The following is an 18,046-nucleotide window of genomic DNA, read 5'->3' on the forward strand; positions in this document are numbered from 1 at the left end:
TTGAATTTATTCTATTGATAGTGGTTGTTACTTGAAAATTTTCTGGATAACATTTCCGATTTCGATGAAATCCCTGTGATTTCCGAATGATCTTTTTTCAGGACTGTTTTTGTCATATTCTGAAAAAGGATAGATCAGAAGATAATTGTTTTCTTTTAGATTTTTGTTGAGAAGTTCCGGCATGAGCCTCATTTGAGGAATATAGGATACCATTCCTCTTTTAGCCATAAACACAATAAGGGCTTCATCCTCTTTTAGTCCCGCAGCTGTTTTTTCACCGTCATGCCAGGTATTCATAATGATAAATTCAGCTTCTATATTGGCTTTTTTGATGATCCTTTGTAAAAGATCAATAATACTTTCAGGAGCATAAAATATCATGGTTGCTCCTGAATTCCGGGCAATATTCCATACCCTTAAAAGAGCATGAAAAAAGCCGGCTTCTTTATCTGAATTTTCAGGAATCATCACTGCATATTTTTTTATTGTAGAAACAGGCTGGGCAGCATGGTATACCAGTACGTTCACGTGATCATTCTGAAGGTAGCCATTATAAAGATTGTAAACGAAGGAAGGAGAAAAACCTTTTTCATCTTCAAGGCCGATAATAAGATCCGTTATTTCCTGCTCTTTGATCACATTATTAACGCCGTTTACAACATCATTATCATATCTTTTCAGAGGTTGCAATTTGACATCGGCCGATGCTGCGGCATCTGTAGCCTGGTGGAGTAATTTTTCGGCATTTTTTACAGAAGACTCATTTTTATCTTCATTGATGACGTTCAATGCAAAAAAGTCTTCAGTATTGGAATGTGCCTTAATCAGAATACCCAGATTGACCATTCGCTCTACAGTTTCCTGATGATTGATGGCTAATAGCAGGCTTTCCTCCTCATGGCTGTTTCCGGATACCGTATCTTCATTATCCGTTTCTGCGATTTTCTGTGCACTGGCCATAGATACAAATGAAGAAATGGTACATGAAATAAGGATAAGTAATATACTTCCGTTCAATACATGTTCATTCAGTAATCTTACAGGTTCTCCTGTTTCCGTTTCGGAAACAATGATGTTGTATCCTACCATTACTGTAGCTAATGTAGCAGCTGCAGAAGCTGAACTTAAACCAAAGATCAGTTTACCTTCTTCTTTTGTAAACCTGAATGTCTTTTGGGTGATCACGGCTGAAATATATTTACCACCGATTGATGCGACCAACATGATCGCTGCAACTTTAAGGGTTTCAAAACTTTTGAAGAATACGGTAAAATCGATCAGCATTCCCACACTGATCAAGAAGAAAGGGATAAATATCGCATTCCCTACAAATTCCACCCTGTTCATGAGGGAAGATGTATGAGGAATCAGTCTGTTTAATGCAAGCCCGGCAAAGAATGCCCCGATGATGGCTTCAATGCCGGCTAATTCTGCCAATAGTGCCGCCAGATAAATCATCACCAATACAAAAATGTACTGGGATATTTTATCATTTACTTTTTTGAAAAACCATCGTCCAATAATAGGGAATAACAATAGAACGATCAGGCTAAAAAGTATAACAGATACGGATAACTTTACCCAGAAAGAAGTTCCCACGTCTCCCTGGACCATACCTACAACCACAGCAAGTACCAATAATGTGGCAATATCGGTGATCATTGTTCCGCCTACGGTAATATTTACAGCCCGGTTTTTTGCAATTCCAAGTTTACTGATTAAAGGATAAGTGATAAGGGTTTGAGACGAGAACAAACTGGCGAATAAGACGGAAGTCAGTACCGAAAATCCCAATAAATAATACGCTCCGACAAATCCGAGTATAAAAGGAAAAATAAATGCATAAGCTCCATATCCGAGGCTCTTCCATTTGTTTTTCTTAAAATCACCCATATCAATTTCCAGTCCTGCGAGAAACATAATATAAAGAAGTCCTGTAGTTCCCGTAACTACAATACTGCTATCTCTCGCCAACAGATTGAATCCATTGGGTCCGATTACTGCACCTGCGATAATAAGGCCTAACAGATGGGGAACTTTAATTTTATTCAGAAGTAATGGAGCTGCCAGAATAATGACCAGGACCAATAAAAATTTTAATACAGGATCTTCAATAGGGAAGCTCAGGTTGTGTATGCTCAGTAAAATCATAAATGTGTTTTATTTGGACGAACGCGTTAATTCTACAGAAAATTTTGCAGTACAATTATTATCTGTTATTACAGTTCTTGTTCCTCTTATCTTAGTGTCGGAAATATCATTGAGAAGAATATTCATTTCTACTTTCTTTTTGGCAGCAGAATCTGTTTTGAAATTCAGTTTGATCTCATTGTTTTCAAACTTTCCGGAATACAACCTGATAAGATTGTTATTGTTGATGATTTTAGCCACCAATTGAGTGGAATCACTGTCGAATTCCCAGGTATCTGTTCGCTGATCTCCAACAACATAATCATTACAATTGGATTCCGTGCAGATCACTTTGCCGTTCCAATCTCCGGAAATTTCTTCCGGCCATGTCATTACTTTGGCAGAGTCCTTTCGGGTAAAGATGCTGTCACGCATTTTAATTAAGGCTTGATATTCAGATTCTTTGTGGGCAAATAGCTTTTCTTTTTCCAAAAGCTGCTGCTCTCTTTCCAGCAGGTCTTTTTCCTTTTGGCGATTATCACAACTTAGAAGAAGCAATGGGACAATAAATAAAATCAGCAGAGTGTTTTTTAGCATATCATAGAAATTGATCTAAACAAGATAGGGAAAAAAAATAAAAAAAGAGATGTGAAAGTGGATAAATAGAGATATATTCTGTTGGATGAATAATGAAAATAGGAAGCAATCATAATATGAAAGTTCCTTAATGTACCGATAATCAGGGGTTGAGATAGGTGTCCCGTGTTTATTGAATTCTTTGTTTTTTAAACATGGCTGGGTTGTAGTTAATTATGAACACTCCCAGAATAATTAATATTGCTGCCACAATAAATTTAACAGAAATACTTTCATCAAGGATCAGCCAGCTTAAAAAGATAGAAATAATGGTATTGATATAGGCCAGAATAGAAACCTGAACCGGTGAAACCTTTGTCAAAGCATAATGATAGGCAAAGAAGGCTGCAACAGAGCCGAAGATGGAAAGGTAAAACATGGCTGAAATACTTTTGAAACTCCAGTTTTCGAAGTTATAATCGTCAGAAAATAAGAAGGCAAAAATAATCTGGATAATTCCTGCAAAGGCAAACTGATATAAGAGATTCAACGATATATTTCCACTTTGAATGTTTAGTTTTTTTGTGAAAATGGTACCTGATGCCCAGCCTGCAATCGCGATAAGAAGAAAAACAATTCCCATGGCATAATCCGGATTGGCCAGATCTTTTATACCGTCCCAAAAGATAAAAACAATACCACCGAAAGACATCAGAATTCCTACGACAGCCCTGAGGCTGAATTTTTGTATTCCCACAGCCACACTGCCCATAAAAACCAGAATAGGAGAGCAGGCGCTTATCAGAGAGGTCACACTGCTTGTTACCGTTTCTTCAGCAACAGTGGTCATTCCATTGGCAATGATCAGCATAAGTGACGAAAAAACAATCTGGTATTTCAGGTTTTTCCATCCGATCCATCGTAATTCTTTTCTGTATAAAAGGACAAGGAGCATAATTAATGCTGCAAGAGATTGTCTTATTCCCGCGACAAACCAGGCTGGAATCGTTTGTACTGCCACCCGAATCGATAAAAAAGTCGTTCCCCAGACAATAGCTACAGTAAGAACAGCAAGTGTAAGTTTATAATCTTTCAAAATATTAGTGAAATGGTATACAAATATATCTTATTTAAGTATAATTATAAAACGTGATTTTGCATGTTGTTTGTAATCAGTTGATATATTCAGGGTTAAAATTTTTTCAGATCAGATTATCCAGGGATTTATAGATAGTTCAATTTTAGAAAACAGATTTTAATTTTTATCTTTGAAAATCTAATAAAATTGAAGATGGTAGGAATTATCATGGGAAGTCAAAGTGACTTACCAATTATGGAACAAGCTGCAGGCTTTTTGAAAACTCTCGAAATCCCTTACGAGCTTACTGTGGTATCTGCTCACAGAACGCCCGAAAGAATGTTTGATTATGCCAAAACAGCAAAAGAAAGAGGTTTGAAAGTTATCATTGCAGGGGCCGGGGGAGCTGCCCATCTACCAGGAATGGTGGCTAGCTGTACTACTTTACCTGTAATCGGAGTTCCTATTTTATCCAGTAATTCTATTGACGGGTGGGATTCTGTACTATCCATCCTTCAGATGCCGGGCGGAATCCCTGTAGCAACTGTAGCATTGAACGGAGCTTTAAATGCGGGAATCCTTGCTGCTAAAATTTTAGGAAGCGGAAATGAACAGGTGGCGGAAAAACTACAGAAATATCAGGATTCTTTAAAAGATAAAGTACTAGGAACTGTTGACGATATTAAAGCTCAGCACCCCAACGAGTATGATAAATAAAAATACGCGTTATAAAAAAGCCTCACTTTATTACAAGTGAGGCTTTTATTTTACTTTTTGATCAGCTTAAACGATTCTGTTTTATTCTTCGTTGTAATCTGTAGTATATAATTTCCTTTTGTCAGTGAGCTTATATTAATCATGTCTGTATTCAGAGCATTCTGTTGTACCAATCTTCCGCTGGCATCCAGAATTTTATAACTTTTGAGCTCGTGGGCATGCCTTATATGCAGGTTATCTTCTGCGGGGTTAGGATATATAGATAAGCTTTGGCTGTTGGTGTGGATTTCTGAAGTTGACAACAAACAGTTTCCTACTGTATCTCCTGTTATATTCCAGCCCTTACCAATAAGAATGTTTCTTTTAGAAGCAGCATTGGAAGCATATTGTAAAGGCGTTACTGAAACAAGAGGAATATTATTAGGAGTAACAGGATTATCTGCCCATCCGGAAAGGGTTTTGCTGTAATTATCGCAATTTAATCCTGAACCTGTAAGCATATTGGTAGCATCGGTTAATGAGCTGAGGTTCCAGTTGCCTAAAGACCGGTTAAAGCTTGTGGCGCTTGTTAACATAAATCCCATATGAGTAACCTGGGAAGTTGCCCAGTTAAGAGGTTGATTGAAAACAGTACAGCCGTGAAACATATGAGCCATATTGGTTACAGAGGAAGTATTCCATCCGCCAATGTCTTGATTGAAAACAGGAATAAAATGGAACATAAAAGACATATCTTTTACTTTAGAAGTATCCCAGCTGTCTAAACGCTGATTAAAATTCAGGCAAAGAGCAAACATCCAGCCCATATCTTCCACATTCGAAGTGTTCCAATTATTTAAGGGTTGATTAAATACCTTTCTTCCGGAAAACATATTATTCAGATTTTTAGCTGATGACATATTCCAGGTACTCAAATAAGGGGAATTAAACTGATCTATTGCCTGCACATAATCTCCCATCCTTGCAAACATAAATTTAAAATCCTTTATAGTTGAGGTATTCCAGTTTTGCATTGAACTTGCCCCTAAAAAATCATGGGCATTATAAAACATGAATGAAGCATCCGTTACATTAGTGAGGTTTGGACTGTCGGTAGCCGTGAGCTGAAGCAATCTGCAGTGCGCAAATGCAGTATTCATAGAGGTCCATTGAATATTTCCCCAATTTTCTATTTCAGTTATTTTATCAGAATTTCCGAATATATCCCACATGAGAATATATGAGTCTGCTACATAAATGATCTGGCATTCTCCAAATCGTATCTGTTTAAATATGCCATTTCCGTTGCTTACTTTTACTCGATAAGAAGCGCTTGCCGTATCAGGATTTAATGAAGTTCCAAAGTCAATCAATACCTGCTTCGTAGAGGTAACATTATTCATAACCCCGTTATGCTGAGGATAGTTTACTTCTTCCCAGCTTATTGTGTAATTCTCACCGATTCCCGGAAACCATATCTGATTAGTGGACGCGGCATAAGGAGCATTTACATCAATAAGAGGCATTGTGTCGGGCCTGTTGGGTTGCCAGATCGTAACAAATTCATTTTGTGCTTTTATCATTTGCCCTAAGAGTAAGAATAAACCTAGGAGGATAATTTTTTTATACATACGGATGGATTATGATATTATTTCTTAATAAATTTAAGTGAACGTGCCATGTCTTTCGAAATGATCTGAAGGATATAGTTTCCTTTGATTAATGAGTTAACGTCTATTTTTTGATTATTTATCATACCCTGAAGTATTATTCTTCCTGCCATATCCATTATTCTATAATTACCGGAATCTTTCATATTTCTGATGTAGATAAAGTCCGTTGCGGGATTTGGATAGATACTGATCTCGTTGAGAGGTAACGCATCTGATGTGGATAAAACAGACTGGCATTCTCCGTTGTAAGTATCTCCGCTGATCGTCCATCCTTTATTATTGATAAGATTATTTCTGGCATTGACAGCAAGCGGGTTGGAGTAAACCAAAGGTGAAGTATTTGCAAGGTTGATATTATTAGGGGTTGTGGGCTTCAGGTTCCAGCCGTAAAGGGTATTATCGTAGCTTTGACAATTCAGTCCTGAGTTTTGTAGCATGTTTATGGCTGAGGTAAGAGAGCTGATGTTCCATTGTCCAAGATTTTGATTAAAATGAGTGGCTCCATTGAACATATTGTTCATGTTGGTGACAAGTCCTACATTCCAGTTTCCTATATTCTGATTAAAATTCTTTGCATCTTTAAACATATTGTGCATCCAGACTGCTTTGCTTACATCCCAGTTTCCAATATCCTGATTGAAGCTGGTAGCCCCATTGAACATATCGTTGATATAGACTACATTGCTTATGTTCCAGTTTCCGATGTTTTGATTAAAACTGGAAGCTCCAGCAAACATGCCCTCCATAATGGTGGCACTCGAAGTATCCCAATTGCTGATATCCTGATTGAAATCTTGTGCCTGGTTGAACATACGGTCCATTTCAACTACTTTTGAGGTATTCCAGTTACCAATAGGCTGGTTGAATTTTTTAGCACCGGAAAACATAAATTCGCAATCGATAGTATTGGAAAGATCCCAATTTCCGATCGGTTGATTAAACTCCTTAGCACCACTGAACATGGCGGTCATGTGGTTTACCTTAGAGGTGTTCCAGTTCGCCAGAGATTGGTTGAATACCAAAGCAGAGCTGAATGTTATTCCCATCATGGTAACGTTTGAAGTGTCCCAGTTTCCAACAGGCTGATTGAAAAGAAAACAACCTGCAAATGTACTTAGCAAAGTGGTTACATGGGAGGTGTTCCAATTATTGAAAGAGGGATTTCCTATCAAACTATAATTACCTAAGAACATATTGGACATATCTGTAACGGCTGAGAGGTCTGGAGTGTCTGTGGCAGTTACATCGAAGTCTCTGCAACCCTGAAATGCCTGTCCCATAGAAGACCAGTGGATGTTTCCCCATTGTTCCAATCTTACTATTTTATGCACATCACCTATCAGGCCATCACCATTAAACATATCCCAGTTGGAAAACCGGATCCTATGAAAATTACCAGTGCCATTAGTTATTTTTAAACGATAAGTTGCGTCTGCTGGATTAGGGTTTAAAGGGGTCCCAAAGTCGATCAGTACTTGGTAAGTAGAGTTGAGATTGGTTAATGTGGCATGGTGTGCCGGGAAACCAATTTCTTCCCAGTATACCTGAAAATCGGTTCCTACAGCAGGAAGCCAGATCTGTGTATCTGTAGAAGCTACGGATATCCCAGTATATTGTGTTGCATAACGGGGAAGGCTTGGTTTCCAGACGGTGATAAATTCATTTTGAGCTTTTCCTGACTGAAAGAAAAGAATAAAGAGAAAGAATAGGATTGTTTTTTTTAGCATGAGAATTAGTTTTTGATGAATTTTAAAGATTGGACCTTATCTTTTGTAATGATTTGTAAAATGTAATTTCCTTTAATTAAAGAACTGATATTGATTTTTTCATCGTTTAGGAGGTCCTGAAGCATTATTCTTCCACTCATATCAAAAATTTTATAAGTATTAAAACCTTTTACATTCTTAATATAAATGTAATCCGCTGCCGGATTTGGATAAATACGGATTTCATTTTGAGAAAGAACTTCGGATGTTGATAAACTTACACATTCAGTATTGTAGTAATCACCAGTTATGGTCCATCCTTTTGTATTGATAAGATTATTTCTTGCATTGAGTGCGGGCTGAGATGAGTAAGCCATTGGAGAAACATCTCCGATTATCAGATTGTTGGGAGTTGCCGGATTATTTGCCCAACCCATGAGAGTGTTATTATATTTTTCACAGCTTAGTCCGGAACCGGTAAGCATCCCTGAAGCGAGCACTAAAGAATTCAGATTCCAGTTTCCAAGACTATGATTAAAGTTCGTTGTTTTGCCAAGTATTGCCCTCATATCTGTTACCTTTGAGGTGTCCCAGGAAGAAAGATCCTGGTTAAAGGCATAGCATTCGTGTAGCATATGGATCATAGTAGTTACCTTTGAAGTATTCCAGTTTCCGATAGGCTGATTGAAAAAATCAAGATAATGAAACAGCCAGTTCATATTGGTTACATTGGCCGTATTCCAGCTTCCGACAGGTTGGTTAAAATTTGTGGCTCCGGCAAACATGTGGCTCATATTGGTAATACCCGAGGTATTCCAGGTGTCAAATGCCGGTGTTCCTGTGAGTGAGGTACAATTGTAAAATAAGCCATAAGTACTTGTTATTTGAGACAGGTCAGGTGCATCTGTTGCAGTAACATTCATATGGATGCATTCGCTGAATGCCCATTCCATATTTTCCCAGATAATATTTCCCCATTGTGAAACTTCCAGAATTTTTTCTTTGTCACCATTATATTCTAAAAATATGGGCCATAGTGTGGTAGATACATAAACACCCTCAGGAAACCGGATTGCCTGAAAGGTACCATTACCATTACTAATTTTCACTTTATAGGTTGCGTTAGCAGGAGTGGGGTTTTGGGGATCGCCAAAGTCTATTAAAAATTGTTTTAAAGCCGTAACGTTTTGTAAAATTCCATTGTGCTGAGGATACCCTATTTCTTCCCAATAAACGTTGAATTGGTTGCCTTTGCCGGGAAACCATATTTGATTGGACGTTGAAAGTGAAACTCCTGTTATATTGGTACTGGTATTACCAGGTTTCCATATGGTAATGAATTCATTTTGTGCCTTTCCGGATTGAAAGAAAAAGCTGAAGAGAAGGAATAGGATTAGTTTTTTTATCATATGGATCGTTATTTTTTGATGAATTTTAAAGATTGGACCTTATCCGCGGAAGTAATTTGTAATAGATAATTTCCCTTTATTAAAGAACTTACATCGATTTTTTCATTATTTAAAAGTCCCTGAAGGATCATTCTGCCTGCCATGTCAGTTATCCTGTAACTTCCGGAACCTTTTATATTTTTGATATAAATAAAGTCGCTGGCAGGATTGGGATAAATGGAAAGATTATTGAGAGGTATTTCAGAAATTCCTAATCTGCACTCTCCCTGAGTATCACCATTAAATACCCAACCTTTATTGATAAGTACATTTCTTTCTGGTACTACATCCGAAGAATACATTAATGGTGCAGTAGAAATCAGGTTGATGTTATTCGCCGTATTTGGGTTATTGGCCCATCCTGCGATGGTTCTGCTGTAATTTTCGCATTTTAATCCGGAATTCGTCAGCATCTGGTCTCCAATAGTCAGGGAAGCCAGGTTCCAGTTTTCTAAAGATTGGTCAAAGCTTGTTGCATCACGAAAAGTGAAAAGCATTGTTCCCACCAACCCTGTATTCCAGCTTCCTACAGGTTGATTGAAGGCAGAGGCACCTGTAAATAGCATCTCCATGGTAGTTCCTTTAGCCGTGTTCAAGTTGTCTAGTGGTTGATTAAAAGAAGTACAGTTGTGGAACATGTGGCTGAAATTAGTAACATTGGACGTGTCCCAATTACCGATAGGCTGGTTAAAATCGGGGATAAAATGAAATAAATACGCCATATTGGTGACCTTTGAAGTATTCCAGTTATTCAATGGCTGATTGAATGTGTAACAATTTTCAAATGTATGGGCCATTGTGGTTACGTTCGAAGTATCCCAGTTGTTTATATTTTGATTAAATGATCTTCTGTGGAAAAACATATAGCTGATGTCTTGTGCCGAAGACATATCCCATGAACCGATGTTGAGATTGAACAGATCAACTGCTGCGGTAGCCGGAGTAGGGGAAGTGTGGCCAAACATGTATGTAAATTTTTTTATTTGGGATGTATTCCATGCCGTCATAGACGGGTGTCCTGTAAAAGCTGAATTTCCATAAAACATGAATGAAGCATCTGTTACACCTGAAAGGTTAGGTGTGTCTGTAGCGGTAAGTTGAAGCGCCCTGCAATTACTAAAGGCATTCTCCATAGAAATCCAGTTGATATTTCCCCATTGGGAAACTTCGGTAATTTTATCAATGCTGCCTACGTTGTGCCAGAGAATAGCCATGTAAGCAGTAGGGACATTTAGGATTTCAGGATCACCAAACCGGATCTGCTTAAAAACTCCGTTTCCATTGCTTACTTTTATCCGATAAGCAGCATCAGTGGTATTAGGATTTAATGATGTTCCAAAATCGATAAAGACCTGTTGTGTAGAAGTCACATTGTTCATGACTCCATTGTGCTGGGGAAAACCTATCTCTTCCCAGGTTATCGTATAATTTTCTCCGATTCCCGGGAACCATATCTGGTTATTGCCTGCCGGATAAGGAACAATAACATCCATCTGTGGAATGATTGCTGGAGTATTAGGTTTCCAGATGGTGATAAATTCATTTTGGGCGTTCAGGATGTGAAAAAAATTAATAAATAAAATAAGGGGTAAAAATTTTTTATACATATCAAGATTTTGTGAAATAAAGATAATGAAAATAATAAAATCACAAAATTTTTGAATAGTTTATTGCAGTATTTGATTTATTTTAATTTTTTATTACCTATAAAAGCTAAAATAATAAATAATTTGAATTTTTGAAGATTAAAGGCTTTTATTCCGGAAGCCTGTTTTCCAGGTGTTTTTTGGACTGTTCCTAGCCCCGATAGAAGCGGTTACCCCGGAGCAGGGAAGGGGGTAAAGTTGGGGGCGAGGAGTATGAGCGGATAGCGGGAAATAGCTCTATAAAAAAACTCTCCTAATGTGGAGAGTTTTATGTTTTTTAAGGGATGAAATTTAATACCAATTCTGTTGGGAAGTATTGTTCATTCGTACTTCAAATTGTTCGGCAGCACCGATTGTATTTCCATTTAAATAGATCCAATCGGTACCGTTCTTTTGATATACCTGAAGGAAATATGTTTTTCCTGCGGAGGTTTTATCCTTGAAGGCAACGGTATCTCCATTTTCTATGCTTGTGGAAGTGTTTCCGTTTTTCTTTTTCACAAGGACCAGTTCCAGGTTTTTAAGGGATTTGCCAAATTTCGGGAAATAGTAATAAGCTCCTCCGTTCAGATACTCCCAATACCAGAAATTATTAATACGCTCGCTGATCTCTACCCGTACCGGACCTTCTTTGAGATCGAAATAATTTTCACCAGCCCCAAGGTTAACAAGATTGAACCATGTATTCTGATCAGGAGCAGAAGCGGATACGGTAAGCCAATCATCTGGTTTTGAAAGGTTGCTGGTAATATATTTTCCGGTAGCTACGGATCTTAAAGATACCTTATCATATATTCTGAATTTCATACTCTTTTTGGGAGATGTTTCATCCGTACTGATGGCTCCTTCTACAGGATAATGATCCGAATAATCTGTCCAGTAATAAGTGTCCTGGGTGAGATTGGTATACGTCATAAGGGTATTGCTTACGGGATCAAAAGCGATATTATGCCAGGATAGAGGAGTAAGGTGTTCGTTGGAAACGAAGATATAATCAAGATATTCCGGCTGATTCTTAGGATAAGGATAATGGTAAGATGCCATGGTGTTCGTTTGGGTATCCCATGTCTGTGAAAGACCTTTGTAGAAAGGTGCAGATACATTTAACGTTTGCAGCATGACAGGGTATTCCTGGCTGTTCTTAATAATATTAAAATCTCCGCCATACACAAGCATTTCATCAGCAGGAATTTGAAGCGCGTCCACATAAGATTTGATCATTTCCAGCTGGCTTTTTCTGATGCTGACTTCATTTCCCTGGCAGCCGGGTTGTGTAGATTGAAGATGGGTAGAAATACAATGAATCCGTTTTCCGTTTTTAATAATACGTGCGTACACAAAGCCCTTTAAAGAAAGGGCATCGAAATCACATCCTTTGGGAAAGATATATTGATTCATTATTTCAATCGGGTACTTACTGGCAATCATCACTCCACCGTTTTCCAGTCCGCCCGAGACTACTTCTCTCCAGTCTCCGGAAGTGCTATTCCAGCCTTGTTTGGTTTGGCCAAGAATAGGTGTCTGGTAAGGGAATTTTGAAGAAAGTTTTTCTCGAAGTATTGTTGAAGCTGTATTGTCAAAGCATTCCTGCAGGAGTAATACATCATAATTTTTGATAAAGTCTGCCGTTCCGATTTTTTCTGCCCTTTGATTTTGCGACCATTGTGTGGTAGAGGCTACAGCGATATCCCGCAATAAGAATGTGTTGTAAGTGAGTACTTTGAGATCATTATCTCCTAAACGTGAAAATCTATCCTTCTTATTTGCCTGATCGGCAAGAGAACTATTTTCTTCAAAAGAGGTTTGTTCGCTGCATGAAATAAATGAAAGAAAACATAATAATGCAAGAAGATAGAATCTCCGGTCGAAATTTTTCATATGTATTTTTTATTTGATGGGCTAAAATACTCTATGAAGAAAAAGTAAATGTTATCTAAGTATTATATGTACATTAAGTTTGTCATGAAATAAAATTGTGAAAAGATATCTGGAATTACTTCACGAGATATAAAATAAAAAGTCCCATTATTCAAATAATGGGACCGTATATTGCGTATGATTATATCTTAATATCTGTAGTATTCCGGTTTGAACGGACCTTTTACATCTACACCGATATATTCAGCTTGTTCAGGAGAAAGAGTTTCCAGCTCAACACTTAATTTTTTAAGGTGAAGGGCAGCTACTTTTTCATCTAAGTGTTTTGGTAGTGTATACACCTCGTTTTTGTATGCTGCAGCATTATTCCATAATTCGATCTGAGCTAAAGTCTGATTAGAGAAAGAATTGGACATTACAAAACTAGGGTGTCCTGTAGCACATCCAAGGTTTACCAGTCTTCCTTCCGCAAGGATGATAATTTCTTTTCCTCCTTCTAAGGTATAAATATCTACTTGTGGCTTAACTTCTGATTTTGTATGACCATAGTTTTTGTTTAACCATGCCATATCAATTTCATTATCGAAGTGACCGATGTTACAAACGATCGCCTTATCTTTCATTTTAAGGAAGTGCTCTGCTCTCACGATATTGAAGTTACCGGTAGTCGTAATGATGATATCTGCATTATCTACAACTGTATCTAATCTTTTTACTTCATAACCATCCATTGCAGCCTGTAAAGCACAGATAGGATCAATTTCAGTAACCGTTACGATAGAACCTGCCCCTCTGAAAGAAGCTGCCGTACCTTTACCTACATCTCCGTAACCACAAACTACCACTCTTTTACCTGCCAACATTACGTCTGTAGCTCTTCTTACAGCATCTACTGCAGATTCTTTACAACCGTATTTATTGTCAAATTTAGACTTGGTAACAGAATCATTCACATTGATAGCCGGCATTACTAACGTACCGTTCTTCATTCTTTCGTATAATCTGTGTACTCCGGTAGTGGTTTCTTCAGAAAGTCCTTTGATATCTTTTGTTAATTCAGGGTATTTATCAAAAACCATGTTCGTTAAATCTCCACCGTCATCAAGGATCATGTTTAATGGCTTTCTTTCTTCACCGAAGAATAAAGTCTGCTCAATACACCAGTTGAATTCCTCTTCATTTAATCCTTTCCAAGCATAAACAGGAATTCCTGCAGCAGCAATAGCAGCAGCAGCGTGATCTTGTGTAGAGAAAATATTACAAGAAGACCATGTAACTTCAGCACCTAAAGCTACTAAGGTTTCGATAAGCACAGCAGTCTGGATCGTCATGTGTAGACATCCTGCAATTCTTGCTCCTTTTAGAGGTTGAGATGGTCCGTATTCTTCACGGATAGACATCAGGCCAGGCATTTCTGCCTCAGCAAGAGTAATTTCTTTTCTTCCCCATTCTGCAAGAGAAATGTCCTTAACTTTATAAGGAACGTATTGTGTTGTAGTACTCATATGTTAATGAATAAGTTTAAATTCAATTGATAATGAAATGCAAAATTACAATTAATAATTAAGATATAAAAACGATGGATCAAGTTCAATTGATGAGATTATACATGAATTAATATTATTTTTATTTACTCTAAATAAGCTATTTTTGCATCAATAAAATCGTTGTAAGATGAATGATAACCATGCTCAGGATAATGCTCAAAAAAAGACAAAGCCATTCACTCCCAAAGTAAAAGAGTTAATAAATAGATCTAAAAGTGTGATTTTAGCCACCGTAGATGCCGAAGGAAATTCCCATTCCAGCTATGCTCCTTTTGTACAGATAGAAAATACATTTTACATTTTGGTATCTTTTATGGCAAAACATACAAAAAATCTTGCAGAGGGAAGGAGTACTTCTGTAATGCTTATAGAAGATGAGATGGCTACCAAGCAGATGTATGCCCGTGAACGGTTAACCTTTGAAGCCAAAACATCACCGATAGAAAGAGATTCTGAAAGCTGGAATAATGCGGTAAGTCAATTAAAAGAATCTCATGGAAAAGTAGTCGATCTTATTTCCGAAATGAAAGATTTTATTCTTATTGCTTTACATCCGCTTAAAGGTTCCTATGTGAATGGTTTTGGAAGTGCTTACTTTGTTGATGAGAACCTGGAAATCCTTGAGCATAGAAATGATGTTAACCATCAATCAAAATAAATTGGAAGGTAGGAGAGGAAGAGTGTTTTTTACGATTGCCTTTTTCATTAAAGGATTTCTTTTTAGTAAAACCCGACTTCATCTTCTACAATTATATGATCATTACATTTCTTTTTATTACTTTTATCCAATAAAAAACAATGCCCCTTTACCGAGATTTTTCAGATGAAACCGCTACAATTCTTATTTGGAAATATGATGAGAGCGAAGAATTACATATTAATGATCTTTTAGAACCTGAAAATGCGGAAAAAGTAAAAGATTACCATCCCAAGAAATTACTGGAAGTCTTAATGGTTCGTAAACTTTTAAAAGGATTAAAGCCGGATTCTAAAATACTCTATAAAGAAAGAGAACCTTTTCTTTCCCCAAAAGATGCGGAAATTTCAATCACCCATTCATTTCCTTTTGCAGCTATTGCCATTTCAAAAAGAAAAATCGGAATTGATATTGAAAAATTCAATCCTAAGATCATGAGGGTTATTGATAAGTTTACGTATGAAAATGAAAGAGGATTTATTCCTGAAGATCTCGCCCATACTTATTATACCATTATCTGGAGCGTAAAAGAAAGCATGTATAAGATCCATCATTCCAAATACTGGTCCTTGAAGAAAAACTATGAAGTGAAGCCTTTTCAGCTAAAAAATCTTCATAAAATAAGCTGCCGGGTGTATGATGATCAGTTTTCAGATGAGTTCAAGGCCAGGGTAGAGTTTTTTGATGACTACTGCTTTACGATTGTGGAGGAGTAGCCGCTTCGGATTCGTTCTTGTATTTCTCGATCACCTTTCTTTGCTCTTTAGCAACATCATAAATAAGCTCAAGCACATCATGGATGTTTTTCAGTTCCGTAAGATGAGATATCTTATTGGGATCGTTAACTTCTGAAGCTTCATTTTCCTCGAGCTCTGTTTTCCTTTTCAGCATGAGGTCCTCAATAGAAGAATCCTCCGGTTCCAGACGGCTTTCCATTTTAAGGGATTCATTGATTTTTTCACCATTAAGAAGGGCATAGGTCTGCTGTAACTCCGATTCTATTTTCCTGCTCCAGCTGTCAGCATCTATTTCAGGATATTTCTCGTCATTTTTAGCGTATTGCGAAAGCGAAGCTGTATAAGCCGTAACAAGATGGGAAGTTGCTACAAACTGGTGAACAACTTCCAGCTTCTTCTGCTGATTTTTGGGTTCTGAGATCATCCTCTGGAAATTGTCGGAAAGATTGGCCAGGGAAATAATCGCATTTTTACGTTTTACCTTATAGTCCTCAAGGTCAAAATTATCTTCAAGGAATTTGGAAATAACACTCTGAAAATAGATGAGGTTACTTTCTGCAGATTTTTTCATCAGATCCAGATTCTGGGTATGCTCCCAGACAGGAAGGACAATATAGGAAACAAGGAACGCAATAATACCTGCAATCATAGTATCCACAATTCTGTCTTTGAAAATAACGTCAACCTTTCCGGGGCTTAAAAAATTAAAGCTCATAAAGACATAGATCGTCATGAATAATACAGCCCAGAAATATTTACCTTTTAGTAAACTGAAGCAAAGGATCATGCTGATCAGAAGTGTGGCAAATAATATAGCATTGATGTGAACAAAGTGGAGTATGATATAGGCTATTGTAGCTCCTACAATAGTGCCGTACAAACGAAGTCCGTTTCTTTGTTTTGTTATGGAATAAGCCGGTTTTAATATAGCGGTAATCGTAATTAATATCCAGTAGGTATGGCCGATTCCTAAAAACTGAAAAAGAGAAAACAGATACCCGATCAGTAAAGCAGTCGTAATGCGGATGGCATGACGGAACTGAGAGGAAGATAGGGATATGTTGTTTCTAAGGACTTTGAAATTCAGCTTTTCTTCATTAGGCATAAACTTTCTTAGGTCTAATCCTGTTGAAAGACTTTTTGCAAGTTTTACATCTTGTGAAAAAACTTTATAGATCTCGTTGATTTCCTTTGTAATCTCGCTGATACGCATCAGGATCTGACGCAGGATCATAAAGTTTTCTAACGTTTCGGGTGTGATCTGCCTGTTCCTTAGTTCAAAATACAGGGTATTCAGTTTCTTAAGTTCCATTTCCAGATCAAAAATAGGTTTTGCACGGGTACCCAACTGTAAAGAAATTCCAATGTTTGTTATTTCTTCGGAAAGCAGGTTGAGGTAATCATGGATATTAACCAATATCATGCTGTCCTTGAAACTTTCCTGCAACTTCTGATAATCACTTTCAGAAGTCATCAGTTTCTCATGAAGGTCCATTGAGTTCAGGAACATCAGCATTAATAATCTGCTGGTCGTTGTAGATTCATTAACAATGGTTCTTGTCTTAAAAACGGTTTCCCGGGTTTCCTCCTGAAGGTTCTTGATTCCTATCTGCTTGGCAATAACCTGGGTGGTCAGCTTATCGAAATCGGGATTCTTTTGGTAATAATTTGCTTTTATTTTTAAAAATTCTGCCAGCTGGAGATAATTTTCGCCGATCATCTGGCTTGCCAGCTTATAAGGCTGAATAGTCGTAACAATAAGGAAGATCAATAAAAACCATATACAGCCTGACGCAAAGATCAGCAGACTTTTAAAAATATTGTCTCCTGTCAGATGTCCGTCGATAAAGATCGCTAGTACCACCAGGGATAAAGAACCAACGGCAGCCAGCCTTTGCCCGTATACCCCGATAAGTGAAAAAAACATGGCAAACACGATGATCTCAAGGATCACCAGTACTTTGATATGCATCACCAGGCTGGCAATAAGTGCTACAAACACAAAACAGACAATGGCAAAAGTAAGGGCATTCCTTCTTCTGATAAACGGTCCCGGCTGGTCGGTAAGGGCTACGAAGCTGGTTCCCAGGGGGAAAAGAAAATATTCTTTTAAAATTCCAAAGTGGGCGAGAACCAAACAAGGTAATACAGTGGCTAATGTAATCCTGATTGCAGAATATACATACTGACTGGTTACAAATTTTTTTAGTTCCGCCGAATAGTTCATATTACAA

General features: G+C 37.5%; 13 protein-coding genes. 3 read left to right on the plus strand and 10 right to left on the minus strand.

Going from position 1 to position 18,046, the window contains the following annotated elements; all coding sequences use genetic code 11:
- Positions 1–27: 27 nt before the first annotated feature.
- The 3 genes from AC0INN_RS01375 to AC0INN_RS01385 all read right to left on the minus strand — a co-directional run bounded on the left by AC0INN_RS01375 (position 28) and on the right by AC0INN_RS01385 (position 3,802).
- Positions 28–2,151 (minus strand): cation:proton antiporter, encoded by a 2,124-nt coding sequence (locus tag AC0INN_RS01375; RefSeq protein ID WP_172277226.1) that lies wholly within the window; start codon positions 2,149–2,151, stop codon positions 28–30.
- Positions 2,152–2,160: 9 nt separating this feature from the next.
- On the minus strand, positions 2,161–2,727 hold the full coding sequence (locus tag AC0INN_RS01380; RefSeq protein WP_273647355.1) for a hypothetical protein: 567 nt from the start codon (positions 2,725–2,727) through the stop codon (positions 2,161–2,163).
- Between the two features lie 169 nt (positions 2,728–2,896).
- Positions 2,897–3,802, minus strand: a complete 906-nt coding sequence (locus tag AC0INN_RS01385; RefSeq protein ID WP_273647356.1) for a DMT family transporter — start codon at positions 3,800–3,802, stop codon at positions 2,897–2,899.
- 195 nt (positions 3,803–3,997) lie between these two features.
- Between AC0INN_RS01385 and purE the strand changes: the two genes are divergently transcribed.
- A complete protein-coding gene (gene purE, locus AC0INN_RS01390) occupies positions 3,998–4,501 on the plus strand; it encodes a 5-(carboxyamino)imidazole ribonucleotide mutase (protein ID WP_306611321.1) in 504 nt (167 codons plus the stop codon).
- Between the two features lie 50 nt (positions 4,502–4,551).
- Here purE and AC0INN_RS01395 read toward each other — a convergent pair whose 3' ends face one another.
- The 6 genes from AC0INN_RS01395 to ahcY all read right to left on the minus strand — a co-directional run bounded on the left by AC0INN_RS01395 (position 4,552) and on the right by ahcY (position 14,336).
- Positions 4,552–6,111 (minus strand): BspA family leucine-rich repeat surface protein, encoded by a 1,560-nt coding sequence (locus AC0INN_RS01395; protein WP_306611323.1) that lies wholly within the window; start codon positions 6,109–6,111, stop codon positions 4,552–4,554.
- 17 nt (positions 6,112–6,128) lie between these two features.
- Entirely contained in the window at positions 6,129–7,880 is a 1,752-nt protein-coding gene (locus AC0INN_RS01400; RefSeq protein ID WP_306611324.1) for a BspA family leucine-rich repeat surface protein, read from the minus strand.
- A 5-nt stretch (positions 7,881–7,885) separates the two neighbouring features.
- Complete coding sequence (locus tag AC0INN_RS01405) at positions 7,886–9,268, minus strand: BspA family leucine-rich repeat surface protein (RefSeq protein WP_306611326.1); 1,383 nt, start codon at positions 9,266–9,268, stop codon at positions 7,886–7,888.
- An 8-nt stretch (positions 9,269–9,276) separates the two neighbouring features.
- The gene (locus AC0INN_RS01410; RefSeq protein ID WP_306611328.1) at positions 9,277–10,914 is read right to left on the minus strand and encodes a BspA family leucine-rich repeat surface protein; all 1,638 of its coding nucleotides are present in this window, start codon (positions 10,912–10,914) and stop codon (positions 9,277–9,279) included.
- Positions 10,915–11,244: 330 nt separating this feature from the next.
- On the minus strand, positions 11,245–12,831 hold the full coding sequence (gene sph / locus AC0INN_RS01415) for a sphingomyelin phosphodiesterase (RefSeq protein ID WP_273647362.1): 1,587 nt from the start codon (positions 12,829–12,831) through the stop codon (positions 11,245–11,247).
- A gap of 188 nt (positions 12,832–13,019) precedes the next feature.
- Positions 13,020–14,336 carry an adenosylhomocysteinase gene (gene ahcY, locus AC0INN_RS01420; protein WP_273647363.1) on the minus strand — a complete coding sequence of 439 codons (1,317 nt, stop codon included), beginning with the start codon at positions 14,334–14,336 and terminating at the stop codon, positions 13,020–13,022.
- 169 nt (positions 14,337–14,505) lie between these two features.
- Between ahcY and AC0INN_RS01425 the strand changes: the two genes are divergently transcribed.
- Both AC0INN_RS01425 and AC0INN_RS01430 read left to right on the plus strand, forming a co-directional pair.
- A complete protein-coding gene (locus AC0INN_RS01425) occupies positions 14,506–15,036 on the plus strand; it encodes a HugZ family pyridoxamine 5'-phosphate oxidase (protein ID WP_273647364.1) in 531 nt (176 codons plus the stop codon).
- A gap of 140 nt (positions 15,037–15,176) precedes the next feature.
- On the plus strand, positions 15,177–15,791 hold the full coding sequence (locus AC0INN_RS01430) for a 4'-phosphopantetheinyl transferase family protein (RefSeq protein WP_172277255.1): 615 nt from the start codon (positions 15,177–15,179) through the stop codon (positions 15,789–15,791).
- On the opposite strand, the gene AC0INN_RS01435 is transcribed toward AC0INN_RS01430, so the two are convergent.
- Positions 15,772–18,039: an FUSC family protein gene (locus AC0INN_RS01435; protein ID WP_306611332.1), complete on the minus strand. Its 2,268-nt coding sequence runs from the start codon at positions 18,037–18,039 to the stop codon at positions 15,772–15,774. The genes AC0INN_RS01430 and AC0INN_RS01435 overlap by 20 nt on opposite strands.
- Between the last annotated feature and the right edge of the window lie 7 nt (positions 18,040–18,046).

It is taken from the genome of Chryseobacterium subflavum (assembly GCF_055762745.1).